Annotated in this window: 21 protein-coding genes, 1 other RNA gene and 1 pseudogene; 7 read left to right on the top strand and 16 right to left on the bottom strand. The window is 69.1% G+C overall.

The genetic code is table 11. From position 1 onward, the window contains the following. Positions 1-48 precede the first annotated feature (48 nt). Positions 49-1,440 carry a class II fumarate hydratase gene (gene fumC, locus QO010_RS06935; RefSeq protein ID WP_307347699.1) on the bottom strand — a complete coding sequence of 464 codons (1,392 nt, stop codon included), beginning with the start codon at positions 1,438-1,440 and terminating at the stop codon, positions 49-51. A 98-nt stretch (positions 1,441-1,538) separates the two neighbouring features. Between fumC and QO010_RS06940 the strand changes: the two genes are divergently transcribed. Beyond that, on the top strand, positions 1,539-1,859 hold the full coding sequence (locus QO010_RS06940; protein ID WP_307347700.1) for a YbjQ family protein: 321 nt from the start codon (positions 1,539-1,541) through the stop codon (positions 1,857-1,859). On the opposite strand, the gene QO010_RS06945 is transcribed toward QO010_RS06940, so the two are convergent. Then, entirely contained in the window at positions 1,856-3,301 is a 1,446-nt protein-coding gene (locus QO010_RS06945; protein ID WP_503128608.1) for a xanthine dehydrogenase family protein molybdopterin-binding subunit, read from the bottom strand. The two genes, QO010_RS06940 and QO010_RS06945, sit on opposite strands and share 4 nt — an antisense overlap. A gap of 120 nt (positions 3,302-3,421) precedes the next feature. Next, a pseudogene (locus QO010_RS24065) lies at positions 3,422-3,913 on the bottom strand (molybdopterin cofactor-binding domain-containing protein); the annotation flags it as partial. A 62-nt stretch (positions 3,914-3,975) separates the two neighbouring features. Between QO010_RS24065 and QO010_RS06950 the strand changes: the two are divergent. Next, positions 3,976-4,329 (top strand): RusA family crossover junction endodeoxyribonuclease, encoded by a 354-nt coding sequence (locus tag QO010_RS06950; RefSeq protein ID WP_307347704.1) that lies wholly within the window; start codon positions 3,976-3,978, stop codon positions 4,327-4,329. On the opposite strand, the gene QO010_RS06955 is transcribed toward QO010_RS06950, so the two are convergent. The 6 genes from QO010_RS06955 to ssrA all read right to left on the bottom strand — a co-directional run bounded on the left by QO010_RS06955 (position 4,326) and on the right by ssrA (position 9,184). Next, complete coding sequence (locus QO010_RS06955; protein ID WP_307347706.1) at positions 4,326-4,712, bottom strand: DUF5367 family protein; 387 nt, start codon at positions 4,710-4,712, stop codon at positions 4,326-4,328. The two genes, QO010_RS06950 and QO010_RS06955, sit on opposite strands and share 4 nt — an antisense overlap. 105 nt (positions 4,713-4,817) lie before the next feature. After that, positions 4,818-6,830, bottom strand: coding sequence for a serine hydrolase domain-containing protein (locus tag QO010_RS06960; protein ID WP_307347708.1), 2,013 nt, complete (start codon positions 6,828-6,830; stop codon positions 4,818-4,820). A gap of 86 nt (positions 6,831-6,916) precedes the next feature. Next, positions 6,917-7,726 (bottom strand): C13 family peptidase, encoded by an 810-nt coding sequence (locus QO010_RS06965; protein ID WP_307347710.1) that lies wholly within the window; start codon positions 7,724-7,726, stop codon positions 6,917-6,919. 9 nt (positions 7,727-7,735) lie between these two features. Continuing rightward, positions 7,736-8,206 carry a PaaI family thioesterase gene (locus tag QO010_RS06970; protein ID WP_307347712.1) on the bottom strand — a complete coding sequence of 157 codons (471 nt, stop codon included), beginning with the start codon at positions 8,204-8,206 and terminating at the stop codon, positions 7,736-7,738. A gap of 3 nt (positions 8,207-8,209) precedes the next feature. Beyond that, positions 8,210-8,686, bottom strand: a complete 477-nt coding sequence (locus QO010_RS06975) for an SspB family protein (protein WP_307347713.1) — start codon at positions 8,684-8,686, stop codon at positions 8,210-8,212. A gap of 132 nt (positions 8,687-8,818) precedes the next feature. Further along, positions 8,819-9,184, bottom strand: a transfer-messenger RNA (tmRNA) gene (gene ssrA / locus QO010_RS06980). 111 nt (positions 9,185-9,295) lie between these two features. Between ssrA and QO010_RS06985 the strand changes: the two genes are divergently transcribed. Together QO010_RS06985 and QO010_RS06990 are read left to right on the top strand one after the other, a co-directional pair. After that, on the top strand, positions 9,296-9,964 hold the full coding sequence (locus QO010_RS06985; protein WP_307347714.1) for an aquaporin: 669 nt from the start codon (positions 9,296-9,298) through the stop codon (positions 9,962-9,964). Positions 9,965-10,087: 123 nt separating this feature from the next. After that, positions 10,088-10,666 (top strand): inner membrane-spanning protein YciB, encoded by a 579-nt coding sequence (locus tag QO010_RS06990; RefSeq protein ID WP_307347715.1) that lies wholly within the window; start codon positions 10,088-10,090, stop codon positions 10,664-10,666. Here the strand turns inward: QO010_RS06990 and QO010_RS06995 are convergent. Further along, positions 10,654-11,019 (bottom strand): VOC family protein, encoded by a 366-nt coding sequence (locus QO010_RS06995; RefSeq protein ID WP_307347716.1) that lies wholly within the window; start codon positions 11,017-11,019, stop codon positions 10,654-10,656. The genes QO010_RS06990 and QO010_RS06995 overlap by 13 nt on opposite strands. Before the next feature lie 46 nt (positions 11,020-11,065). On the opposite strand from QO010_RS06995, the gene QO010_RS07000 reads away from it, so the two are divergent. Beyond that, the gene (locus tag QO010_RS07000; RefSeq protein ID WP_307347717.1) at positions 11,066-11,482 is read left to right on the top strand and encodes a MarR family winged helix-turn-helix transcriptional regulator; all 417 of its coding nucleotides are present in this window, start codon (positions 11,066-11,068) and stop codon (positions 11,480-11,482) included. A 40-nt stretch (positions 11,483-11,522) separates the two neighbouring features. On the opposite strand, the gene QO010_RS07005 is transcribed toward QO010_RS07000, so the two are convergent. After that, positions 11,523-12,137, bottom strand: coding sequence for a group I truncated hemoglobin (locus tag QO010_RS07005; protein ID WP_307347718.1), 615 nt, complete (start codon positions 12,135-12,137; stop codon positions 11,523-11,525). A gap of 48 nt (positions 12,138-12,185) precedes the next feature. On the opposite strand from QO010_RS07005, the gene QO010_RS07010 reads away from it, so the two are divergent. Beyond that, positions 12,186-13,028 carry a Crp/Fnr family transcriptional regulator gene (locus tag QO010_RS07010; protein WP_307347719.1) on the top strand — a complete coding sequence of 281 codons (843 nt, stop codon included), beginning with the start codon at positions 12,186-12,188 and terminating at the stop codon, positions 13,026-13,028. Between the two features lie 4 nt (positions 13,029-13,032). On the opposite strand, the gene ilvN is transcribed toward QO010_RS07010, so the two are convergent. The 4 genes from ilvN to miaA all read right to left on the bottom strand — a co-directional run bounded on the left by ilvN (position 13,033) and on the right by miaA (position 17,094). Continuing rightward, positions 13,033-13,596 (bottom strand): acetolactate synthase small subunit, encoded by a 564-nt coding sequence (ilvN, locus tag QO010_RS07015; protein WP_307347721.1) that lies wholly within the window; start codon positions 13,594-13,596, stop codon positions 13,033-13,035. Between the two features lie 8 nt (positions 13,597-13,604). Further along, a complete protein-coding gene (locus tag QO010_RS07020) occupies positions 13,605-15,422 on the bottom strand; it encodes an acetolactate synthase 3 large subunit (protein WP_307347722.1) in 1,818 nt (605 codons plus the stop codon). A gap of 230 nt (positions 15,423-15,652) precedes the next feature. After that, complete coding sequence (locus QO010_RS07025; RefSeq protein WP_307347724.1) at positions 15,653-16,117, bottom strand: eCIS core domain-containing protein; 465 nt, start codon at positions 16,115-16,117, stop codon at positions 15,653-15,655. Positions 16,118-16,182: 65 nt separating this feature from the next. Next, the gene (miaA, locus tag QO010_RS07030) at positions 16,183-17,094 is read right to left on the bottom strand and encodes a tRNA (adenosine(37)-N6)-dimethylallyltransferase MiaA (RefSeq protein ID WP_307348634.1); all 912 of its coding nucleotides are present in this window, start codon (positions 17,092-17,094) and stop codon (positions 16,183-16,185) included. On the opposite strand from miaA, the gene serB reads away from it, so the two are divergent. Continuing rightward, a complete protein-coding gene (gene serB, locus QO010_RS07035) occupies positions 17,078-17,959 on the top strand; it encodes a phosphoserine phosphatase SerB (RefSeq protein ID WP_370873726.1) in 882 nt (293 codons plus the stop codon). The genes miaA and serB overlap by 17 nt on opposite strands. Here the strand turns inward: serB and QO010_RS07040 are convergent. Continuing rightward, positions 17,949-20,474, bottom strand: a complete 2,526-nt coding sequence (locus QO010_RS07040) for a cation-translocating P-type ATPase (RefSeq protein WP_307347726.1) — start codon at positions 20,472-20,474, stop codon at positions 17,949-17,951. The two genes, serB and QO010_RS07040, sit on opposite strands and share 11 nt — an antisense overlap. Position 20,475: the final 1 nt, after the last annotated feature.

Genomic DNA, 20,475 nt, shown 5'->3' on the forward strand with positions numbered 1-20,475 from the left:
GCGTCACCATCGGTTAGGGGGGCAGTCCCCCGAAGCGATTCGACGATCTCAGCCTGGGCTGATCATCTTCTCCGGCCGCACATACTCGTCGAACTCCGCGTCGGTCAGATAGCCGCCGCCGACCGCTTCCTGGCGAAGCGTGGTGCCGTTCCTGTGGGCGGTCTTGGCGATCTTGGCGCAGACGTCGTAGCCGAGGCGGCCGTTCAGCGCCGTCACCAGCATCAGGCTGTTCTCCAGCCCGCGCTTGATGTTGTCCTCGCGCGCCTCGATGCCGACCACGCAGTTGTCGGTGAAGCTGACCGCCGCATCGGCCAGCAGCCGGACCGACTGCAGGAAGTTGTAGGCCATCACCGGGTTGAAGACGTTGAGCTCGAAATGGCCCGAGGCGCCGGCGAAGGTCATGGTGGCCTGGTTGCCGAACACCTGGGTGCAGACCATGGTCAGGGCCTCGCACTGGGTCGGGTTGACCTTGCCGGGCATGATCGAGCTGCCGGGCTCGTTTTCGGGCAGGGAAAGTTCGCCCAGGCCCGAGCGCGGGCCGCTGCCCAGGAAGCGGATGTCGTTGGCGATCTTGAACAGGGCCGCGGCGGCCGAGTTGATGGCGCCGTGGCTGAACACCATGGCGTCGTGGGCGGCCAGGGCCTCGAACTTGTTGGGGGCGGTGATGAAGGGCAGGTGGGTGATGGCGGCGATCTTCTCGGCCACCAGCTCGGCGAAGCCCACGGGGGCGTTCAGGCCCGTGCCGACGGCGGTGCCGCCCTGGGCCAGTTCGTAGAGGCCGTAGAGGGTCTCCTTGATCCGCCGGATGGCCTGGCCGACCTGCTGGCTGTAGCCGCTGAACTCCTGGCCCAGGGTGAGGGGGGTGGCGTCCTGGGTGTGGGTGCGGCCGATCTTGATGATGTGGTCGAAGGCCTTGGTCTTGGCCTGCAGGGCGGCGTGCAGGTGGGACAGGCCCGGCATCAGGTCGTGGGCCACCTGCTCGGCGCAGGCGATGTGCATGGCCGTCGGATAGGTGTCGTTCGACGACTGGCTCATATTGACGTGGTCGTTGGGGTGGACGGGCTTCTTGCTGCCCATCTCGCCGCCCAGCATCTCGATGGCGCGGTTGGAAATCACCTCGTTGGCGTTCATGTTCGACTGGGTGCCCGAACCGGTCTGCCAGACCACCAGCGGGAAGTGGTCGTCCAGCTTGCCGTCGATGACCTCCTGGGCCGCCGCGACGATGGTGTTCCCGATCGTCGGGTCCAGCCTGCCCAGCTGCATGTTGGCCTCGGCCGCGGCGCGCTTCACGATCCCCAGGGCCCGGATGATCGGCTTGGGCTGCCTCTCCCAGCCGATCTTGAAGTTGCCGATGCTCCGCTGCGACTGCGCCCCCCAGTAGCGGTCGGCGGCGACCTCGATGGGGCCGAAGGTGTCGGTCTCGGTGCGGGTGGCGGTCATCTTGGCATCCATCTCAACGATGGCGGCGGTCTAGCCGCGCGGGGCTCCCGCCGCAACGGGCGATGGGCTATAGCGGGCCATCATCCAGGGAGGACGTCATGCTCGTCGCCACCACCAACGATCTGCCCGGCTACAGGGTCACCGAATATGTCGGCCTGGTCCGGGGCATTACCGTCCGCTCGCGCAGCGTCATCGGCAATATCGGCGGTGGCATCCAGGCCATCTTCGGCGGCAACCTGTCGATCTACACCAACCTGGCCGAGACGGCCCGGCAGGAGGCCCTGAACCTCTTGATCGAGCACGCTCAGGCGGCCGGCGCCAACGCCATCATCGCCATGCGCTACGACGCCAACGAGATCATGGAAGGCATCACCGAAGTGCTGGCCTACGGCACCGCGGTGAAGGTCGAGAAGCTCTAGACCGAGAAACCCTGGGCGGCGAACGGCAGGGACCGCACCCGCCGGCCGGTCGCCATCCGCACCGCATTGGCCAGGGCCGGGGCGACGCCGGGCACCGGCGGCTCGCCGGCCCCGCCGACCGGCGCGTCGGGGCTGTCGAACAGGATGGCCTGGATGGGCGGGGCCTGGTTCATGCGTAGCACCGCGTAGGTGTCGAAATTGGACTGGTCGGCTCGCCCATCGGTGACAGTGATGGCCTCGCCCAGCGCCGCCGACAGGCCCATCAGGGTTCCGCCCTCGAATTGGGCCCGCACCTGCTGAGGGTTTACCGCCAGGCCGCAGTCGGCGGCCACGACGATGCGCCTGACCTTGAGGGTCTGGCCCGTGACCTCCGCCTCGATGGCGTGAGCGACCAGGGTGTCCCAGTCATGCATCAGGGCCAACCCCCGGCCGACGCCCTTGGCCGCGGGCTTGCCCCAGCCAATGGCCTTGGCGGCGGCGCGCAGCACCCGCAGGGCGCGGGGATTGTCGCCGAGCAGGCGCTCGCGGAAGGCCAGCGGGTCGATGCCCAGAGCCTCGGCGCACTCATCGATGAAGCTCTCCCTGGCGAACAGCATCATGCCGGTGTCGACCGAGCGCCAGGCGCCGATGGGGACGCCGGTCTTCACATTGGTCAGGGTGGCGGCCCAGGCCTTGAGCCCATAGGGGGCCGGCTGGCTGGAGCCGGTGACATCGTCGGTGGTGGCGGCGACCACCTCGTAACCCTGCAGGCCGCCGTCCAGGGCGGCGCGGAAGGTGGCCCGCATCGCCGGGCGGTAGAAGTCGTGGCCGAAATCCTCCTCGCGGGTCCAGACCAGCTGCACCGGCCCGTCGACCTCGCGGGCGACCAGGGCGGCGAGGGCGGCATAGTCGCCCTTCAGCCGCCGCCCGAACCCGCCGCCCATCAACAGGGGATGGACGACGATCTCCGCCGCCGGCCGCCCGGTCGCGGCCACCACATCGTCCCGCAGCCAGGTCGGCGACTGGCAAGGCGCCCAGATCTCCAGCCGTTCGGGGGTCCAGCGGGCCGTGGCGTTCATCGGCTCCATCGGCGCATGGGCCAGATAGGCCAGCTCGTAGCTCGCCTCGAGCTTGCGGGTCGCCGTGGCATAGGCGGCTCGCAGGGCCGCCCGCTGCGCCTCGCCGCCTTCGCGCGGCCGCACCATCGAACCCGTCCCGCCCTGCTGCGCGGCCAGGGTTTTGGCGATCAGGGGCGAGGCGGCAAGGGTGTCGGGTTCGCGCCATTTCGGCTCCAGGGTGCGCAGGCCCTGGAAGGCCTGCCAGGTCGAGCGGGCCACCACCGCCACGGCGTTCTTCAGTTGGACCACCTTAACCACCCCGGGTCTGGCGAGGGCGGGGGCCGGATCGACGCTCTCCAGGCTCCCGCCCCAGGCAGGGCATTGCCAGATCGAGGCGAACAGCATGCCGGGCAGGCGGAAGTCGATGCCATAGCGGGCGGTCCCGTTGGTCTTGTCGGCCTGGTCCAGGGTGGAGAGCGGCTTGCCGATGAAGCGGCGGGCCGCCGCCGGCTTGAGCGGCGGATCGGCGGGCGGGGGCAGGACGGCGGCCTCGGCCGCCAGTTCGCCATAGCCCAGGCGCCGGCCGCTGGCGCCATGGCGCACAAACCCGGCCTCGGTGTCGCATTGGCCAGGACCGACGCCCCAGCGGCGGGCGGCGGCGGCGATGAGCTGCAGCCTGGCCGAGGCCCCGGCCTTGCGGAGCAGGGTAAAGCGGGTGCGCAGGGTCTCGCTGCCGCCGGAATAGAGGGCCCCGTCGCTGAGGAAGGGTGCGCTTTCGGGCGAGAGGACCGTGGAGACCTGCTCCCAGGCCACGTCCAGCTCGTCGGCCAGGATTTGCGCCTGGCCGGTGCGCGAACCCTGGCCCATCTCCAGGGCGGTGGTGGTCAGCACCACCCGGCCGTCGGGATGGATGGCGATCCAGGGCGACAGGGGCCCGGCCGCGCGGGCCGGCAGGGCCAACAGGAAGGCGCCGCCGGCGCTCCAGGTCAGAAAGCCTCGCCGTGAGACCGCCATCCCGCGCCTCCTCTTCGCGGCGAGTCTAGCGGAGGCGGGGCCGCTGCGACTATTACATCGCGGTCATGGATGGCGATTGGGTCGGATTCGGCAAGGTCAGGGCCCGCGAGATCGGCGGCGTCCTGGAGGTCGTCGTCGACGGCCTGACCACCCAGGCCAAATACTACAAGCCGCTGCTCTATGAGTTCTTCCGCAAGGAATGGCGGGCCGCCCGGCCGAGCTGGGGCGACCATGAGGTCGAGATCCGCATGGAGCATGAGGGCGAACCGCCGCTCATGGACCTGGACAACCTGGCCAAGGCGCTGCTGGACGCGGTGAAGGGCTATGCCTTCCACGACGACTCCCAGGTGGCCCGGCTGTTGGTCGAGCGTCACCAGGGCGAGCGCGAGCGCATCACCATCAGGGTGACCAAGCGCTAGGCTTTGGGGCGCGGGCGCTCCAGGGCCAGCAGGGTCAGGGCCGCGAAGCCGACGAACAGATAGGCGCCGTAGCGGCCGAGGCTCGCGGGGCTGAAGTCCGGGAAGAGCTGGCCGAAATTGCTGAGCACGACGGCGGCGCCGATGACGCCCGGGGCGGCGAAGACCAGAGCCGGCAGTCCACGCTTGCGGCAGGGTACACGGCGAAGCCGCGCCACCGCCACGAACAGCAGGCCATAGCCCGCCGCGATCAGGAAGGCGTTGAGCGCATAGAACCAGAAGGCCGTTTCCAGCAGCGAGCCCCCGAACGCGGCGTAGAAGGCCGTCGCCAGCAACCAGGCCGCAATCCCCGCGGCCCCGAACGCGATACCGTCCCCTTTTGACACGCTACTGAACCCCAACTGCCCAAGTTGATCCTGGGGCTGCGAGGACCGTGCCGACAAGGGGCGAGATGTCGCGGTAACTGATTCGTTAACGTCTAAATGGCGCCTCTAAGCCGCCCAGGGGTAGATGCCGCCCCACAGGGCCAGCAGCAGCGAGAACAGGGTGAAGATCGCCGCCGTGGCGCAGAAGCGCAGCTTGCGGCCGGTCGTCCAGCTGTCCACCCGCCGGCCACCGCGCCAGATGAAGGGCAGCAGGACCAGCACGATCAGCTGCAGCACGCTGGCCACCAGGGCGAAGGCCGAGCCGGTCAGCAGCAGCCAGCCCGGCCAGTCGTAGAAGATGGCGGTGACGTCGCCGGCCTTCATGCCCCACAGGGCGAACTCGCCGATGGCCAGCAGGAACAGCACCGACTGGATGTTCTGGACCAGGCTGGCCCGGCTCTGCGGCGTGGTCTGGCGGAAGTCGCGGCGGTCGCGCTGGAAGACGCCGGCCAGGGTGGCCAGGGCCGCGATCAGCGTCGCCAGCGTGACGAGGAACATCAGGGTCTGGCTGAACACCAGCCCGCCGCGGTTATAGGCTACGGCCCCGCCCGGGCTGTAGTAGCGGACGGCCCGGCCTTCCTTCATCTCGAAGGTGAGGGTCCGCCAGCCGCCCAGTTCGCGGAAATGGCCGGCCTCGTCGGTGGGGGCCCAGACGTTCTGGAAGTCGAAGCCCTTCATCACCAGGTAGCCGGCCCTGTTCACCGAGACCTTTGACCTGGCGTTGATCAGGTCGACCAGCTTTTCCAGGCCGTGGTGCGCGCGGCGGGTGGAGATGTATTCGCCCTCGAACCGGCCGGCATTGGCCTTCAGCCAGTCGGAACCGGGCGCCTGCAGGTCCGAGCGCGGGGCGTAGAAGCGCTGGACGATCATCCCGGGCAGCACGCCGGCCAGGCGATAGCCGGTGTCGGTGTTGGTCGAGACGAAGACGCCCAGGTCCAGGGCCGGGACGGTGACCATCTGCGAGTGGAAGGCCAGGGTGTCGCCGCCATGCCCATAGCCGGTATAGCCGCCGGGCAGGGTCGTCTCGTTGAAGCCATGGGCCCAGCCGGCGACGCCGGGATAGGGCCGGACCGGGGTGCGGAAGCCCGCCGCCGTCGCGGGACTGTAGATGGTGGTTCCGTCCAGGGTCCCGTCGCCCAGGATCATCAGCATGTAGCGGGCCATGTCGGCCGCGGTGGTCGAGGCGCCGCCGGCCGGGGCGACCTGGCTGGCGTATTCGAAGCCGCGGGGTGAGAAACCGCCGCCGGTCCACATATAGCCCTCGGAGACGTCGCCGCTCAGCCAGGCCGGCATGGGCGCGGGCAGTCCGGGCTTGGCTGGATAGGGCTCGCGGAAGGTGGTGCGGCTCATGCCCAGCGGGCCGGTGATGCGGCTCTCGACCAGGCTTTGGAAGGTCTTGCCGTTCAGATAGGCCACCGCCTCGCCGCCCAGCGCCACCCCATAGTTGGAATAGGAGGGCAGGGTCCCCGGCTCGCGCACCCGCCGGGGCCGCTCCTGGCGCAGATAGGTCAGCAGGGGCCGAACCCGGGCCGGCTCGCGCTCGAACAGCTGGCCCAGCGCCCGGTCCTCGAAGCCGGGGCGATGGGTCATGATATCGCTGACCCGAACCTGGCGGTCATAGCCCTGGTCGGGCACCCGCACGGCCTGGGGCAGGTAGAGGTTGATATCGCCGTCCAGCCGCATGCGGCCGGCCTCGACCTCGCGCATCATCAGCATCCAGGTGAAGGTCTTGGAGATCGAGGCGATGCGGAAGAGGCTGCGGTCGGGATCCACCGCCCGGCCGGGCGAGAGGCGGTCGAAGCCATAGCCCTTCTTCAGGACGACCTGGCCGTTCTGCACGACGCTGACCGTCACCCCGGCCACATGGTCGCGGACCATGGCGTCGCGCACCACGCCGTCGACGAAGGCCTCCAGCTCGGCCGGAACCATGGGGACGACGCCAGGCGTGGCGGCCGGCGCGGCGGTGGGCGCGACGGGCGTCGGCTTCGCGGTCTGCGCGCCGCCCATCGTCGGGGCCAGGCTGGTCAGGAAGACGCAGAGCGCCGCCGTCACGGCGCGCGCGGCTGGGGGAAGGTGCAAGGTCGGCCTCGGGGCTGTGGTGCCTTCAGCTTCTAGAGCTTAACCCGGCGGAACGGGAGGGATTTTGCGGGCCTGCCGCTGAAAACCTAGCCCCCGTGCGGGAAGGGCATCAGCGGCAGCAGCGGCAGCATGGCGCCGCCGATGTAGGTCTGCGGCTCCGCGGGCGGGCGCATGCCGGTATCGATTTCCTTCTGGCCGATACAGGCCTTCACGGCCGGGGCCAGAACCGCGAAGTTCTTGGCCGCCTTGAGCTGCGACAGGAAGCAGGCGTCGAAGTAGGGATAGGTGTCCCTGGCGCTGCAGCCGAACGAGGTGCGATCCTTGCGGGCGGCGGTCATCACCATCCAGTTGGGCTTGCTCATGGCCGGGATGTTGACGGCCGAGAAGCAGGTCGAAATCACCACGATGACCGGACGCTTGGGGCAGGCCCGTTCGATCAGCTCAGTGAGTTCGGTCGGGAAGATGAGGGTCGCCCCGTCAGGATCCTCGCTGCCCAGGTATGCGCCTTCCGGGGCGCCGTGCGAGGTGTAGTAGAACAGGCACCCCCCTTTGGCCTGGCCCGCCAGTTCCTTGAGATTGTCGTAGATGTTGAACACGGTGCTGGAGCCCGGCCTGGTGTCCGGATAGCGCCCGGGCCGCACCGAAAACTGGCGGACATTGCCGGGCTGGAAGCCCATCTCCGTGCTGAGGGCGGTGGTCACGTCGCGGCGCGCGTTGTCGAAGGCCTCGGTCTCTTCCGAGTCGTGGGCGGCGTGATAGTCACCGGCCACGACCACGGCTGCCCAGTTCGCAAAGGGCGAGGGCTTGCCGGCGGCCATGGCGGCGCCGGGGAGGGCTGAAGCGGAGAGCGTCGCGGCGGCCAGCAATCCCAGACCCATCTGAAGCCAGCGGCGCATGCGAAAATCCTATTTCTTGAAGGACTTGAAGGGCGTTGGAATAGCGGTTGCCGAGGCCTTGGCCAACAGCCGATCTTCACCGTCGTAGAGTTCGCCCTCCAGGAAGGCGATGGTGCGGCCGTAACGGATCACCCGGCCCACTCCGCGCAGGGGGCCGGGCATGGCGGGCCGCAGGAAGCTGGTCTTCATTTCCAGGGTCGGCACGACGCTGGTCATGCCCGAGGCGACCATGCCGGCCACCGACATGCATTCGTCCAACATGGCGCAGACATAGCCGCCCTGGACCTGGCCCATCGGGTTGCACAGCAGCTCGGCCCGGGCGTCGAAGGCGACCTCGACCTCCTTGCGGGCCTGGCTGACGGCCACGAGGCGAAAGCCGAGCGTCTGCGAGCCGGTGGGCTGGTTTTTGGTGCGGGTGAACCGCTCGAGGATGGCCTCGTCGGTCAGGGTCTTGGCCTCATCGGAGGCGATGTCGCCCACGCCCTACTTCTTGCGGAACTGGTCGAGCGAAACGACCTTGGGCTCGTCCGAGATCGGCGCGGCCTCGGCCTCCTCCAGCGCCTCGACCGGCTCGGCGGCGCGGGGCTCGGGCGGTTCGAACTGCAGGCCGAACTGCACATGCGGGTCGAAGAAGCGCACCACCGCCGAATAGGGCACCGACAGCCGCTTGGGCTGGCCGCCGAACTTCAGGGTGACGGAGAAGAAGGTCTCGCCCGGCGCCAGGTCCCAGTACTGGTGCTGCAGGACGATGGTCATCTCCTCTGGGTATTTCGACAGCACCTCCGGCGGGCCCGAAACGCCCGGGGCGTCGGTGCGGAAGGTGACGTAGAAATGGTGGTCGCCGGGCAGGCCGCCCGGGGCCGCGGCGCGCCGCAGCGCCGCCTTGACGACGCCGCGCAGCGCATCCTGCGCCATCGCCTCGTACTGCATCTGGTCTTGAGGCGGTTTGTCCTGGGGCATTGTCCGACGCGAACTGACGGTTTCTGTTGAGGGGAAGGTAGCCTGTTGGCGGCCCGGCGCAAAGCCGGACTCTTGCCGGGCGACAGGCTTTCCACAACGGCGGGAAGCCTGAACAAATCCGCAAATGACGAAGGTGGAGGGATTCTGTTGCCAGGCTCCCTCCGGGCCCCGCCTGAAGGTGCTAAACCCGCAGGGCTTTAGGTCGAACTCACCGGAACCGCATTACGCGGCGACAGCGAACTCTTCAGCGAAGTTATCGTTCGCATTTAGTTTAATGACCCGAAGCGGTGGGTCAGGCCGAGAGAAAGCAAACACCTTTAGACGTCTGTCGATGCTGATCGGCCCCATGCTCTCCGGCGATACCCGGAAAAGGTGATGGTGGAGCCGCCGGGAATCGCACCCGGGTCCAGTCCGCTTATTACGCGCGCGTTTATCTCCATAGTCCGGGCAAGCCCGAACGGGTCTAATATAGGGACGATTGGTTGCCGAGGGAAGAACACCGGCGCGACATGTCGTCATCCAGCCCTTCCTAGACTCGGCAAAAGCAACCAACCTCCCGCCACGCCTCTCCCAAGTCGGGGGCGACAAAAAACATAGGGAGACGTCCAGATGTCCAAGTTCCTGGCCGAGTTCATCGGCACATTGACCCTTGTACTCTTCGGTTGCGGCGCCGCGGTGCTGGGCGGCGATCACGTCGGTCAGCTGGGCATTGCCCTGGCCTTCGGCTTTGCCATCGTCGCGATGGCCTACGGCATCGGGCCGATCTCGGGCTGCCACGTCAATCCTGCGGTCAGCCTGGGGGCGTTCATCGCCGGGCGGATGAGCGCCCGCGAGATGGTCATCTACTGGGTGGCCCAGTTCGCCGGGGCGACGGTGGGGGCCGCCATCCTTTGGTATATCGCCAACGCCGGCGGCCTGGGCGGCAGCCTGGGCGCCAATGGTTGGGGCGAGGGCTATCTGGGCGAGTTCCCGATGCAGGCGGCCTTCGCCTTCGAGGTGGTGATGACCGCCCTCTTCGTCATCGTCATCCTGGGCTCGACCGGGGCAGGCTCGTCGCCAGGCTTCGCGGGCCTGGCCATCGGCATCACCCTGGCGGTGATCCACATCGTCGGCATTCAGGTCACCGGCGTCTCGGTCAACCCGGCCCGCAGCTTCGGCCCGGCGATTCTGGTCCAGGGCCAGGCGCTCAGCCAGCTCTGGCTGTTCATTGTCGCGCCGGCCATCGGCGCGGCGATCGGGGCGGCCCTCTACCGCTTCAACCTGCTGAAAGCCGCCTAAGACAGCTCACGAAGCGCGAGCGGCGGGTGGTCTTCGCCAATCGACGGGTTCCTTTCGCGGACCGGTCTGGCCGATTTCCCCCGCTGCCCGCAGTCTTGGGGCCTCACATCACGGAGCCCCGCCATGAACCCCTTTATGCAAGCCGTCCGTCCCCTCGCGGCGGATATGCTCTCCACCTTCGTCTTCGTCGGCCTGCGGCTGGCCGGGGTCGATCTGCGCCTGGCCGTCGGCCTGGGCATCGCCATCGCCGTGGCCCAGATCGGCTGGGCGCTCTATGCCAAAAAGCCCATCGGCGCCCTGCAGTGGATGAGTCTGGGCCTGATCACCGTCCTGGGCGGGGTCAGCATCCTGACCGACGACCCGCGCTTCGTGATGGTCAAGCCCAGCATCATCTATATCGTGGTCGGGACGGTCATGCTGCAGCCCTACTGGATGCGCCGCTACATGCCCGACATCGCCAAGGGCCGGCTGGGCGAGCGGCCGCTGCTGATCGCCGGCTATGTCTGGGCCGCCCTGATGTTCGCCACGGCAGCGATCAACGCCTATGTCGCCATGAGCTACAGCCTGACGACCTGGGCCCTGTTCATGGCCATCTTCCCGATGGCCTCCAAGGCGGCCCTGTTCCTGGGCCAGTATGGGGTCTTCCGCACCCTGGTCATCCGCAAGGTGCGCGCCGAGCGGCTGGCGGCTCAGCCGGCCTGAGCGCCGCGCAGGCGGGTGGGCCAGCCCACCCGCACCAGCGTCTCGTCGGGGTCGGAGAGGGCGAACTCGTACATGCCCCAGGGCTTGTCCTCGACCTTGCCGCCCAGGATCAGGTCGGCCACGCCAGCGGCCAGCTCGTCGACATTCTCGGCATAGAGATACAGGCCGAACGGATTGCGGCCTGGGACCAGCCACCCTGCCACCGCATCGGTCAGATGCAGGGTTCCGCCCTTGCCGTCGCTCAGCATGCGGTAGTCGTCGGGCCCGCCCTCCCGCACAAAGCCCAGCCGGCCGTAGAAGGCCTCGCTGGCGTCCAGGTCGTTGCAGGGTAGGATGGCGGTCAGAGCGGTCATGCTCCCCGCTCTATCACCTTTCTCGATAATACGCTATGCGTATCAAATGCCGGATTCGACCGCCACCATCGCCAGAGCCGTTCTGCAGCTGGCTCGCCGCCTGCGCGCCGAGCGGCCCCAATCCGCGGTGAGCCTGTCGGGCCTGGGCCTGCTCAACACCCTCCACCGCGAGGGCCCCATGCCCGCCGCCCGTCTGGCCGAGGCCGAAAGGCTGCAGCCCCAGTCCCTGACCCGGCTGATTGCCCGACTGGAAACTGACGGCCTGGTTGTCCGCACCCGGGGCGAAGTCGACCGCCGGACCCTGCTGCTGGAAATCACCGCCGCCGGCCGCGCCGTCATCAGCCAGGACATGACCGCCCGCCGAGCCTGGCTGGCCTCGGCGATGGACGCGGCGCTGACCGTGAAGGAACAGGCGGAACTGGCCCGCGCGGCCGAGCTGATGCAGAGGCTGGCGGGCCTGTAGGGGACATGCTCCGAGGGTCCGCATCCCCGCCTGGGCCTGGCTATGGCGCGGCCTGCGATCCTTTCGTCACCTCGTCCTTGTGCGCGGCGAAGGCGGCCAGGACTTCCGACTTCTCGCGCTGGGGCACGGAAAAATGATCGAGGGAACGCGACAACACCGCCGCGACGGCGTCAAACTCCTTGGGCGAGATCTTCAGATCCTTGTGGGCTTCCTCGAGCCCGAGATTCGTGCTTCCCGGCCGCGTGGGGGTGTATTGGAATGGCCCACCCGACACGGCGGCCACCCAGAGCGTGCGCATGAACTTCAAGCCCGGCAGCCGGCCGAGTTGTTTTGTGTGCCATTCGCGAAGCCTGGGGTTGGCCGATTGCGCACCCGCGATCGGATCCTTGATGATCTCGTCGCTGAAATAGTTCACGACCGCGGCAATCGCGAAAATGCCCCCTAGTCGGTCATAGAGCGACGGTCCTGACGGCTTGTCCGCCGGCTTGCTCGCGGCCGGCGGCTCCTGGGCGCGAGCGCAGGCTGCGGGAAGGGCGAAGAACGCCACCCCGGACAGCATCACTGTCCCGCGCATGAATAGATCGCGCCGGCTATCCGGCCGTTCCTCAGTGTTCGCAGGTTCCCTTGCGACCTGATCTTCCAGTGTCGGGCTCATGAGGGGCTCCTTCGGTTCAAAATCCCCCGGCATGAACCTCCGCAGCCTATGTCGCCCGGTTTCGGCTTCAAATATCATTTGTTACCGGTCAGGCTGGTTTGCGGCTATGCACTGCGGACGGCTACGCCGGAGAAGACCATGGGTGTCTTTGCAGAGCGCGTGACACGACGCTTCAGGATCGACCGGTCCGAACTGGCCTTCCTTGAAAGACTTGAAGCCAGTCCGCTGCCCGTGAAACGCGGCCACACCATCGTCCAGGAGGGCGATCCCGCCGATCGGGCCTTCGTGCTCATGGCCGGTTGGGTGATGAGTTACAGCTGCTTTCCCGACGGGTCGCAGCAGGTGCGGCGGTTGCACTTTCCGGGCGATCTGCTCGCCATGCCCAGCGTCTCGATGCGTCACCACGCAGAGAGTCTGGAAGCGCTTTCCGACGCCGTCATCGCGCCCTTTGACAAACGCCTGCTTGCGGAGATGTTCAACATGCCCCGGCTTGCGGCGATCATGTACATGTTCGCCCAGGCCGAGCGGGTTACGGCAGGCGACCGGCATGCAAGCCTGGGCCTCGACTCCGCCAAGGCCCGCATTGCCTATCTTCTGATCGATATCCTGCATCGCCTGCGGTCCGCCGATGGCCAGGTCGAGAACTCATTCCTGCTGCATCTGACCCGGCGGCAGATCGCCCAGACCGCGGGAATAACGCCCGTCCACGCCAGTCGCCTGTGGAACGCCCTCATCGCCGACGGCCTGATCCGCTGCGTGGGGCGAACGGTTTCGATCGTCAGGGAGCCGTCGCTCGCCCAGTTGGGACACTACGCCGACCGCGATGGCGATCTTGATTTTCCTTGGCTGCGCGCCGTCGAGGACAGCACGAAAGCGGCAGTCGCCGGATGAGGAATTACATCCCCGTCGCGCCGCGCTCGATCGACAGCACGCCCGTCCGCGACAGTTCCACCAGCCCCAGCGGCCGCATCAGTTCCACGAAGCTGTCGATCTTGCCCGGCGCGCCGGTCAGTTCGAAGACGAAGCTCTCGGCGGTGGTGTCGATCACCCGGGCCCGGAAGATTTCGCCCACCCGCAGCGCCTCGACGCGCTCGGCGCCCGTGCCGCGCACCTTGACCAGGGCCAGCTCGCGCTCGACGCCGTTGGGGTCGCGGGTGACGTTGTGGACGCGGCGGACGCTGACCACCTTTTCCAGCTGGGCCTCGATCTGGTCCAGCACGTGGGGCGCGCCGCGGGTCACCACCGTGATGCGGCTGGTGTGGGCCCGGCGGTCGGTCTCGGCCACCGTCAGGCTCTCGATATTGTAGCCCCGCGCGGCGAACAGCCCCACCACCCGATGCAGCACCCCCGCCTCGTTGTCGACCAGCAGGGCGAAGGTCGCCAGGTTCTCGACCTCGGTCTCGTGGCTGAGGTCATAGGCGCTGGCCGGCTGGTCGGCCGCTTGGGGATCGGTGCTCATGAAGTCCTTCAAACCAGCCGGCGGCCGGCCTCGTCAATGACCGCGCCCAGGTCGTCGCCTTCCTCGGGCAGGATCATCTCGTTGTGAGCCTTGCCCGACGGGATCATCGGCAGGCAGTTCTCGTTCTTCTCGACCCGGCAATCGAAGATCACCGGATGGGGGCTGTCGATCATCTCGATGATCTTGGCGTCCAGTTCGGCGGGGGTGTCGGCCCGGATGCCGACCGCGCCATAGGCTTCGGCCAGTTTCACGAAATCGGGCAGGCTTTCCGAATAGCTGTGGCTGTAGCGCTGGCCGTGCAGCAGTTCCTGCCACTGGCGCACCATGCCCATCCACTCGTTGTTGAGGATGAAGATCTTGATCGGCAGGCGGTACTGCACCGCCGTGGAAATCTCCTGCATGGTCATCTGCACGCTGGCCTCGCCGGCGATGTCGATGACCAAGCTATCCGGATGGGCCAGCTGCACGCCCACCGCCGCCGGCAGGCCATAGCCCATGGTCCCCAGTCCGCCGGAGGTCATCCAGCGGTTGGGCTCCTGGAAGCGGTAGAACTGGGCGGCCCACATCTGGTGCTGGCCGACCTCGGTGGTGATGTAGACGTCGCGGTCGCGGGTCAGGGCGTAGAGACGCTCGATGGCGTACTGCGGCTTGATCACGCTGTCGGAGTGGCCGTAGCGCAGGCATTGCCGCGCCCGCCAGTGGTCGATGCTGCGCCACCAGTCGCCCAGGGCCTCGCGGTTGGCGGTGTGGCCGCCGGCCTTCCAGGCGGCGACCATGTCGTCCAGCACGCTGCCGGCGTCGCCGACGATGCCGACATCGACCCGGATATTCTTGTTGATCGAGCTGGCGTCGATATCGATGTGGATCTTCTTGCTGCCGGGCGAGAAGGCGTCCAGCCGCCCGGTCACCCGGTCGTCGAACCGCGCTCCGACGCAGATCATCACGTCGCAGTCATGCATGGCGTGGTTGGCTTCGAAGGTGCCGTGCATGCCCAGCATGCCCAGCCAGGCCGGATCGGCGGCCGGGAAGGCGCCCAGCCCCATCAGGGTCGAGGTCACGGGCGCCCCGGTCAGGGCCGCGAACTCGCGCAGCCGCTCGCTGGCCGCGGGACCGGCGTTGATGACGCCGCCGCCGGTGTAGAAGATCGGCCGCTTGGCGTTTGCGATCAGTCGGACGGCCTCGGCGATCTTGGCCGGATCGCCCTTGGTGCGGGGATTATAGGCGTGGGCGTGGACCACCTCGCCAGGACCGGCATAGGTCCCTTTGGCGAACTGCACGTCCTTGGGAATGTCGATCAGCACCGGACCGGGCCGACCCGAGGTGGCGATGTGGAAGGCCTCGTGGATGATCCGCGGCAGGTCGCGGACGTCTTTGACCAGGTAGTTATGCTTGGTGCAGGCGCGGGTGATGCCGACCGTGTCGGCCTCCTGGAAGGCGTCGGTGCCGATCAGGTGGGTGGGGACCTGACCGGTCAGGACGACCATCGGGATGGAGTCCATCAGGGCGTCGACGATGCCGGTGATGGCGTTGGTCGCCCCCGGCCCGCTGGTCACCAGCACCACGCCCGGCCTGCCGGTCGAGCGGGCATAGCCCTCCGCCGCATGGGCCGCGCCCTGCTCATGGCGGACCAGGATATGGCGCAGGCGATCGCCGTGGGCGGCGTTGTCCTGGAACAGGGCGTCATAAATGGGCAGCACCGCCCCGCCCGGATAGCCGAACATCACCTCGACGCCCTGGTCGACGAGGGCGCGGACCACCATCTCGGCGCCGGTCATTTCCTGGGTGGCGGTCGTGTTGGTGGGGGTCAGGGTCTTCTGGCTGGGCATCTGATCGGTCCGGAGGAGGCGAAAAAGGCAAGAAAAAAGGCCCACAAGGGGCCCTCAGTTCGCGCGGCCGTTTCACGACGTGCTGGGGTCACGTCGTGGTCGGCCGCTCCGTAAGTACGATCTTTGCGATACGCACGACTTTTGCTCCAAAGCTTGCGTGAGCGTCATGCCACGACACGGGTTTAGGGTCAAGGTGAGGTTTGGGGAAAGGAATTGCCCAAATCCGGGATTTAGCCGGGCAGCGGGATGCCGCCTGACCGCAACACCGCGCCATAGCGGGCGAGGTTTGCCGCATGGCCGCCCAGCATGGCTGTGGCGTATTCCAGCACCGCCTCGGCCTGCTGCTCATAGCCCAGGCTGTTGAAGTCGGTGTCGGCGGTCAGGTTGGCGACCTCGTAGGCGTCCTTGCCGTGCTTGAGGGTGTCCAGAGCCACGGTCGGCGGGCCCAGCGTCTCGCCCAGCCGGGTCTGGTACTGCCAGATGTGGGTGGTCTCATGGGCTAGCAGGGCGGCGTCGGCGGGATTGGCCGTGAAATCTTCGCGGTAGAAGTCGTCGCGGTAGTAGATGGTTCGCCCCAGGGTGATGGCGGGCGCCCTGCGCTGGAAGGCGCCAATCGCCACCAGGTTGGCGCCCGCGCCCTTGGCGATGCGCACCCGGCCATAGTCGATGGAACCCCCGAAGATCCGGGTCAGCATCGCCGTTTCGGCAGGGAGATAGGGCCGCGCCATGTCGGGTCTATGCCCTGGGTTGCCGCCGTCCCCTAGGGCCCCAACTGCCTCCACGCCGCGTCGGGCTCCAGCGCCGTGATCCTCGGCCAGTCCGGGGTCTGGTTCCGGATCCAGGTCAGCTGCCGTTTTGCGTAGCGGCGGGTTTCCTGCCGCGCCGCCGTCAGGGCCGCCTCCAGGGTTAGCTCGCCGCGCAGATGGGCCGCCAGTTCGCGCACCCCCACGGCCTTCATCACCGGCAGATCGGACGCCAGCCCCCGCCCCGCCAGCCGCGCCACCTCGTCCAGCGCCCCGGCCTCGAGCATCGCCCCCAGCCGCGCGTCGCAGCGGCCGTAGAGGGCGGCCCGGTCCGGTTCGATCGCCACCGCCCGCCAGCTATCGGGGGTAAGGGCCGGGCGGGTGTCGGCATGCCAGGCGGTCAGGGCCCGGCCCGTGGCCAGCCAGACCTCCAGGGCCCGGATCAGCCGTGTCCGGTCGCCTGGCGCGATGCGGGCCTCCGACACCGGGTCCGCCGCCGCCAGCCGCGCCCGGGTCGCCGCTTCACCCAGCGTGTCGAACACGCCCGCCGCTTCGGCCCGCGCTTCCACGGGTACTGGGGGGATTTCCGCCAGGCCCTCGGTCAGCGCCTTGAAGTAGAGACCGGTCCCGCCGACTACGATGGCCGTCCGCCCCCGCGCGGCGATGTCGTCCAGCACCCCGGTCGCCGCCCGCAGCCAGCGGCCGACCGACCAGCCATCGGCCCCGTCGGCCACACCGAACAGGTGGTGGGGGGCCTGCGCCTCCTCGTCCGGCGCGGGGCGGGCGCTCAGCACCCGCAGGTCGGCATAGAGCTGCAACGCGTCGGCATTGACGATCTCGCCGCCGGTCTCGCGGGCCAGCCGCAGGGCCAGGGCCGACTTGCCGCTTGCGGTGGGACCGGCGATCAGCCAGATGCGGGAGGTCATGATGCTCTCCATCACCCTGGTTGCCCCTCAAGCGCAAGTGTTGGGCGAGGCCGCCGGCCGGCTGTCGGGCCAATGCGCCGGCGCGGCCCGTTCGCTGGGGCCCGGCTGCGTCGACTTCTCCGCCGAGGGCAACCTCAAGGCCACGCGCAGGATGACCGCCGCCCTGCTGGAGGGCCTGGCGGTCGATGTCTGCGTCCAGCCCACCGAGGCGCGGCGCAAGCGGCTGCTGATCGCCGACATGGATTCGACCATCATCGGCTGCGAATGCCTGGACGAGCTGGCCGATTTTGCCGGCGTCAAGGACCAGGTCTCGGCCATCACCGAGCGGGCCATGCGCGGCGAACTGGAATTCGAGGGGGCTTTGCGCGAACGGGTGGCCATGCTCAAGGGGCTGCCGGTCCGCAGCCTGCAGGCCTGCTACGAGCAGCGGGTGCGGCTCAATCCCGGCGCCGCGACCCTGGTCCGCACCATGGCCCATCATGGCGCCCGCTGCCTGCTGGTCTCGGGCGGCTTCACCTATTTCACCAGCCGCGTAGCGGCCAAGGCCGGCTTCCACGAAGACCGCGCCAACCGGTTGATCGAGGCGGGCGGGGTGCTGACCGGCGAGGTGGCCGAGCCCATTCTCGGCCGCGAGGCCAAGCTGGCCGCTCTGCAGGGCGAGGCCGCCGCCCTGGGACTGTCGCCCGAGGCCACCCTGGCGGTGGGGGATGGGGCCAACGACCTGGCCATGATCCAGGCCGCGGGCCTGGGCGTCGCCTACCGCGCCAAGCCCATCGTCGCCGAGCAGGCGGCCGCCCGGGTCGACCACGCCGATCTCACCGCCCTGCTGTATTTCCAGGGCTATTCGGTGGACGAGTTCAAGCGGTAGGCCGCCACCCTGCCAGGCGCGGCAGTTGTTGCGCCACGGCGAACCAGCCGCCGCCGACCAGGGCCGCCGCCAGGGCCAGGCCGGCCAGGGGTCCGTCCAGCGGCGCGACGCGGAACACCGCGGCCAGCGGCGGCAGGGCGAAGACCAGCAGCAGGATGGCCCCGACGCCGGCGGAAATCAGCCAGTAGGTCCGGTGTTGCGGCGCGAACAGCCGCCCCTGGCCGGCGGTGGCGTCGGTCAGGGCCAGCACCAGGTTGCCGAGCACCAGGGCCAGGAAGGCCGCGCCGCGCGCCTGCGCCTGCGGATATCCGCCCAGCGCCCAGACGTAGAGGCCCAGCACGATGGCCAGGACGCCGGCCCCCTGAACCAGGGCGGCGGCCAGCTGGGGCAGGCCAAACAGGGTCTCGTCCGGCCGGCGCGGGGGCCGGCGCATGGCGTCCCGTTCGCTGGGCTCGGCTTCGAAGACCAGGGCGCAGGTGGGGTCGATGGCCAGCTCCATCAGCACCACATGCATCGGAAACAGCATGGGCGGCAGGCCCAGGAGGATCGGGGCCAGGGCCAGGCCGGCGATCGGCACGTGGATGGCGGTCACATAGGTCAGGGCCCGGCGCAGGTTGGTGAAGATCCGCCGGCCCAGCCGCACCCCACCGACGATGGAGGCGAAGCTGTCGTCCAGCAGCACTAGGTCGGCGGCCTCGCGGGCGACGTCGGTGCCCTTGCGGCCCATGGCCACGCCGATGTCGGCGGCCTGCAGGGCGGGGGCGTCGTTGATGCCGTCCCCGGTCATCGCCACCACATGGCCGTCCGCCTGCAGGGCCTCGACGATCAGCAGCTTCTGCTCGGGGGCCACGCGGGCAAAGACCCGGGCCCGGCGCAGCCGCTCGCACAGGCTGGGGAAGGGCAGGGCGGCCAGGGTCTCGCCCAGCACGACACCATCGGAAACGTCGAGGCCGCAGCGTCGGGCGACCGCCAGGGCGGTCGCTGGGTGGTCGCCGGTGATCATGAAGACGGCGATGCCGGCCGCCTTCGCCTCGGCCAGGGCGGCCGGCGCGTCGGCCCTGACCGGATCGAGGAAGCCGACCAGCCCGGCGAACTCGAAACATCCCGCCGCCGGCTCCTCGTCGAACGGGCCATCGCGCCGGGACGAGGCCACGCCCAGCACCCGCAGTCCCTGTTCAGCATAGGTCTCGATAACGGCATGCATCTGGGCGATCCGCGCCGCATCCAGCCCACAGAGGGCGAAGATGGCCTCCGGGGCGCCCTTGGCGGCGGCCAGCCGGGTCTCGCCGGGACCGCGCCAGACCTGGATCACCGCCAGCCGGCCCGCATGTAGCGGCCAGACGCGCTCGGGCGCCAGCTCGGTGGGCGCCGGGTCGGCGCCGTCCCGCAGCCGCCGGCGGATGGCCCGGTCCATCGGATCGACCGGCTGGACCGCCGAGGCCCGGGCCGCCAGGGCGAGCAGGTCCAGGCCGGCCGGCCCCGGTTCGCCGCCTATCAGGTCCATGTCTCCGGCGGCGGTCCATAGCCGGGCGACCTGCATGCGGTTCTCGGTCAGGGTGCCGGTCTTGTCGACGCAGAGCGCGCTGGCCCCGCCCAGCGCTTCGATCACCGCCGAGCGGCGGACCAGCACCTTGTGGGCCGCCAGCCGCCACGCCCCGAGCGCCAGGAAGACGGCCAGCACCATCGGAAATTCCTCGGGGATCAGCCCGATGGCCAGGGTGACGCCCGCCAGGGCGCCGCCGACCCAGTCGTGCCGCTGCAGGCCATAGGCCACCGCGACGACCAGGCAAAAGGCCAGCGCCAGCCCGCCCAGCACCACGACCAGCCGGCCGGCCGTCTTTTGCAAGGGAGTCGGGGCCTCGGCGAGGTTGGCCAGCGATCCGCCGATCCGCCCCAGGGCCGAGCGGGGCCCTGTGCGGGCGACCCGCGCCACGCCCTGGCCGCGAACGACCAGGACGCCGGCGAACAGCCTGGGGTCGGCCTGGCCCTCGGGAACAGGCTCGTCCGAAAACACTTCGCCCGGCGTGGCCAGGCGCTTGAGAGCGGGAGCGGACTCGCCCGTCAGAGCCGATTCATCGACGCTCAGCATCTCGCCGGCCACCAGCAGGGCGTCGGCCGGCATGCGCTCGCCCTCGCCGACCAGCAGCAGGTCGCCGCGCACCAGCCGGTCGGCCGGCAGGCTGCGCGCCTCGCCCTCACGGATCACCCGGGCGTTGGGCTGGGCCAGGTCGCGCAGGGCCGCCAGGGCCCGCTCGCTGCGCGCCTCCTGCAGCACCACCAGTCCGACCGCCGCCATCGCCCCCGCCGCCAGAAACAGCCCTTCGCCCAGGTCGCCGAGCAGCAGGTAGAGCCCCGTGGCGCCCAGCAGCAGCAGGAACATCGGCTCGCGGGCCGTCTCCAGCAGGATGCGGACGAGGTTGCGGCCGGGCGGACGGGGCAGGGCGTTGGGGCCGTCGGCCGCCAGCCGGGCCGCCGCCTCGGTTTCGCTAAGGCCGGTGAGGCCGGCGCCGGTCATG

The sequence above is a fragment of the Caulobacter ginsengisoli genome (assembly GCF_030814835.1).
GTDB lineage: Bacteria > Pseudomonadota > Alphaproteobacteria > Caulobacterales > Caulobacteraceae > Caulobacter > Caulobacter ginsengisoli.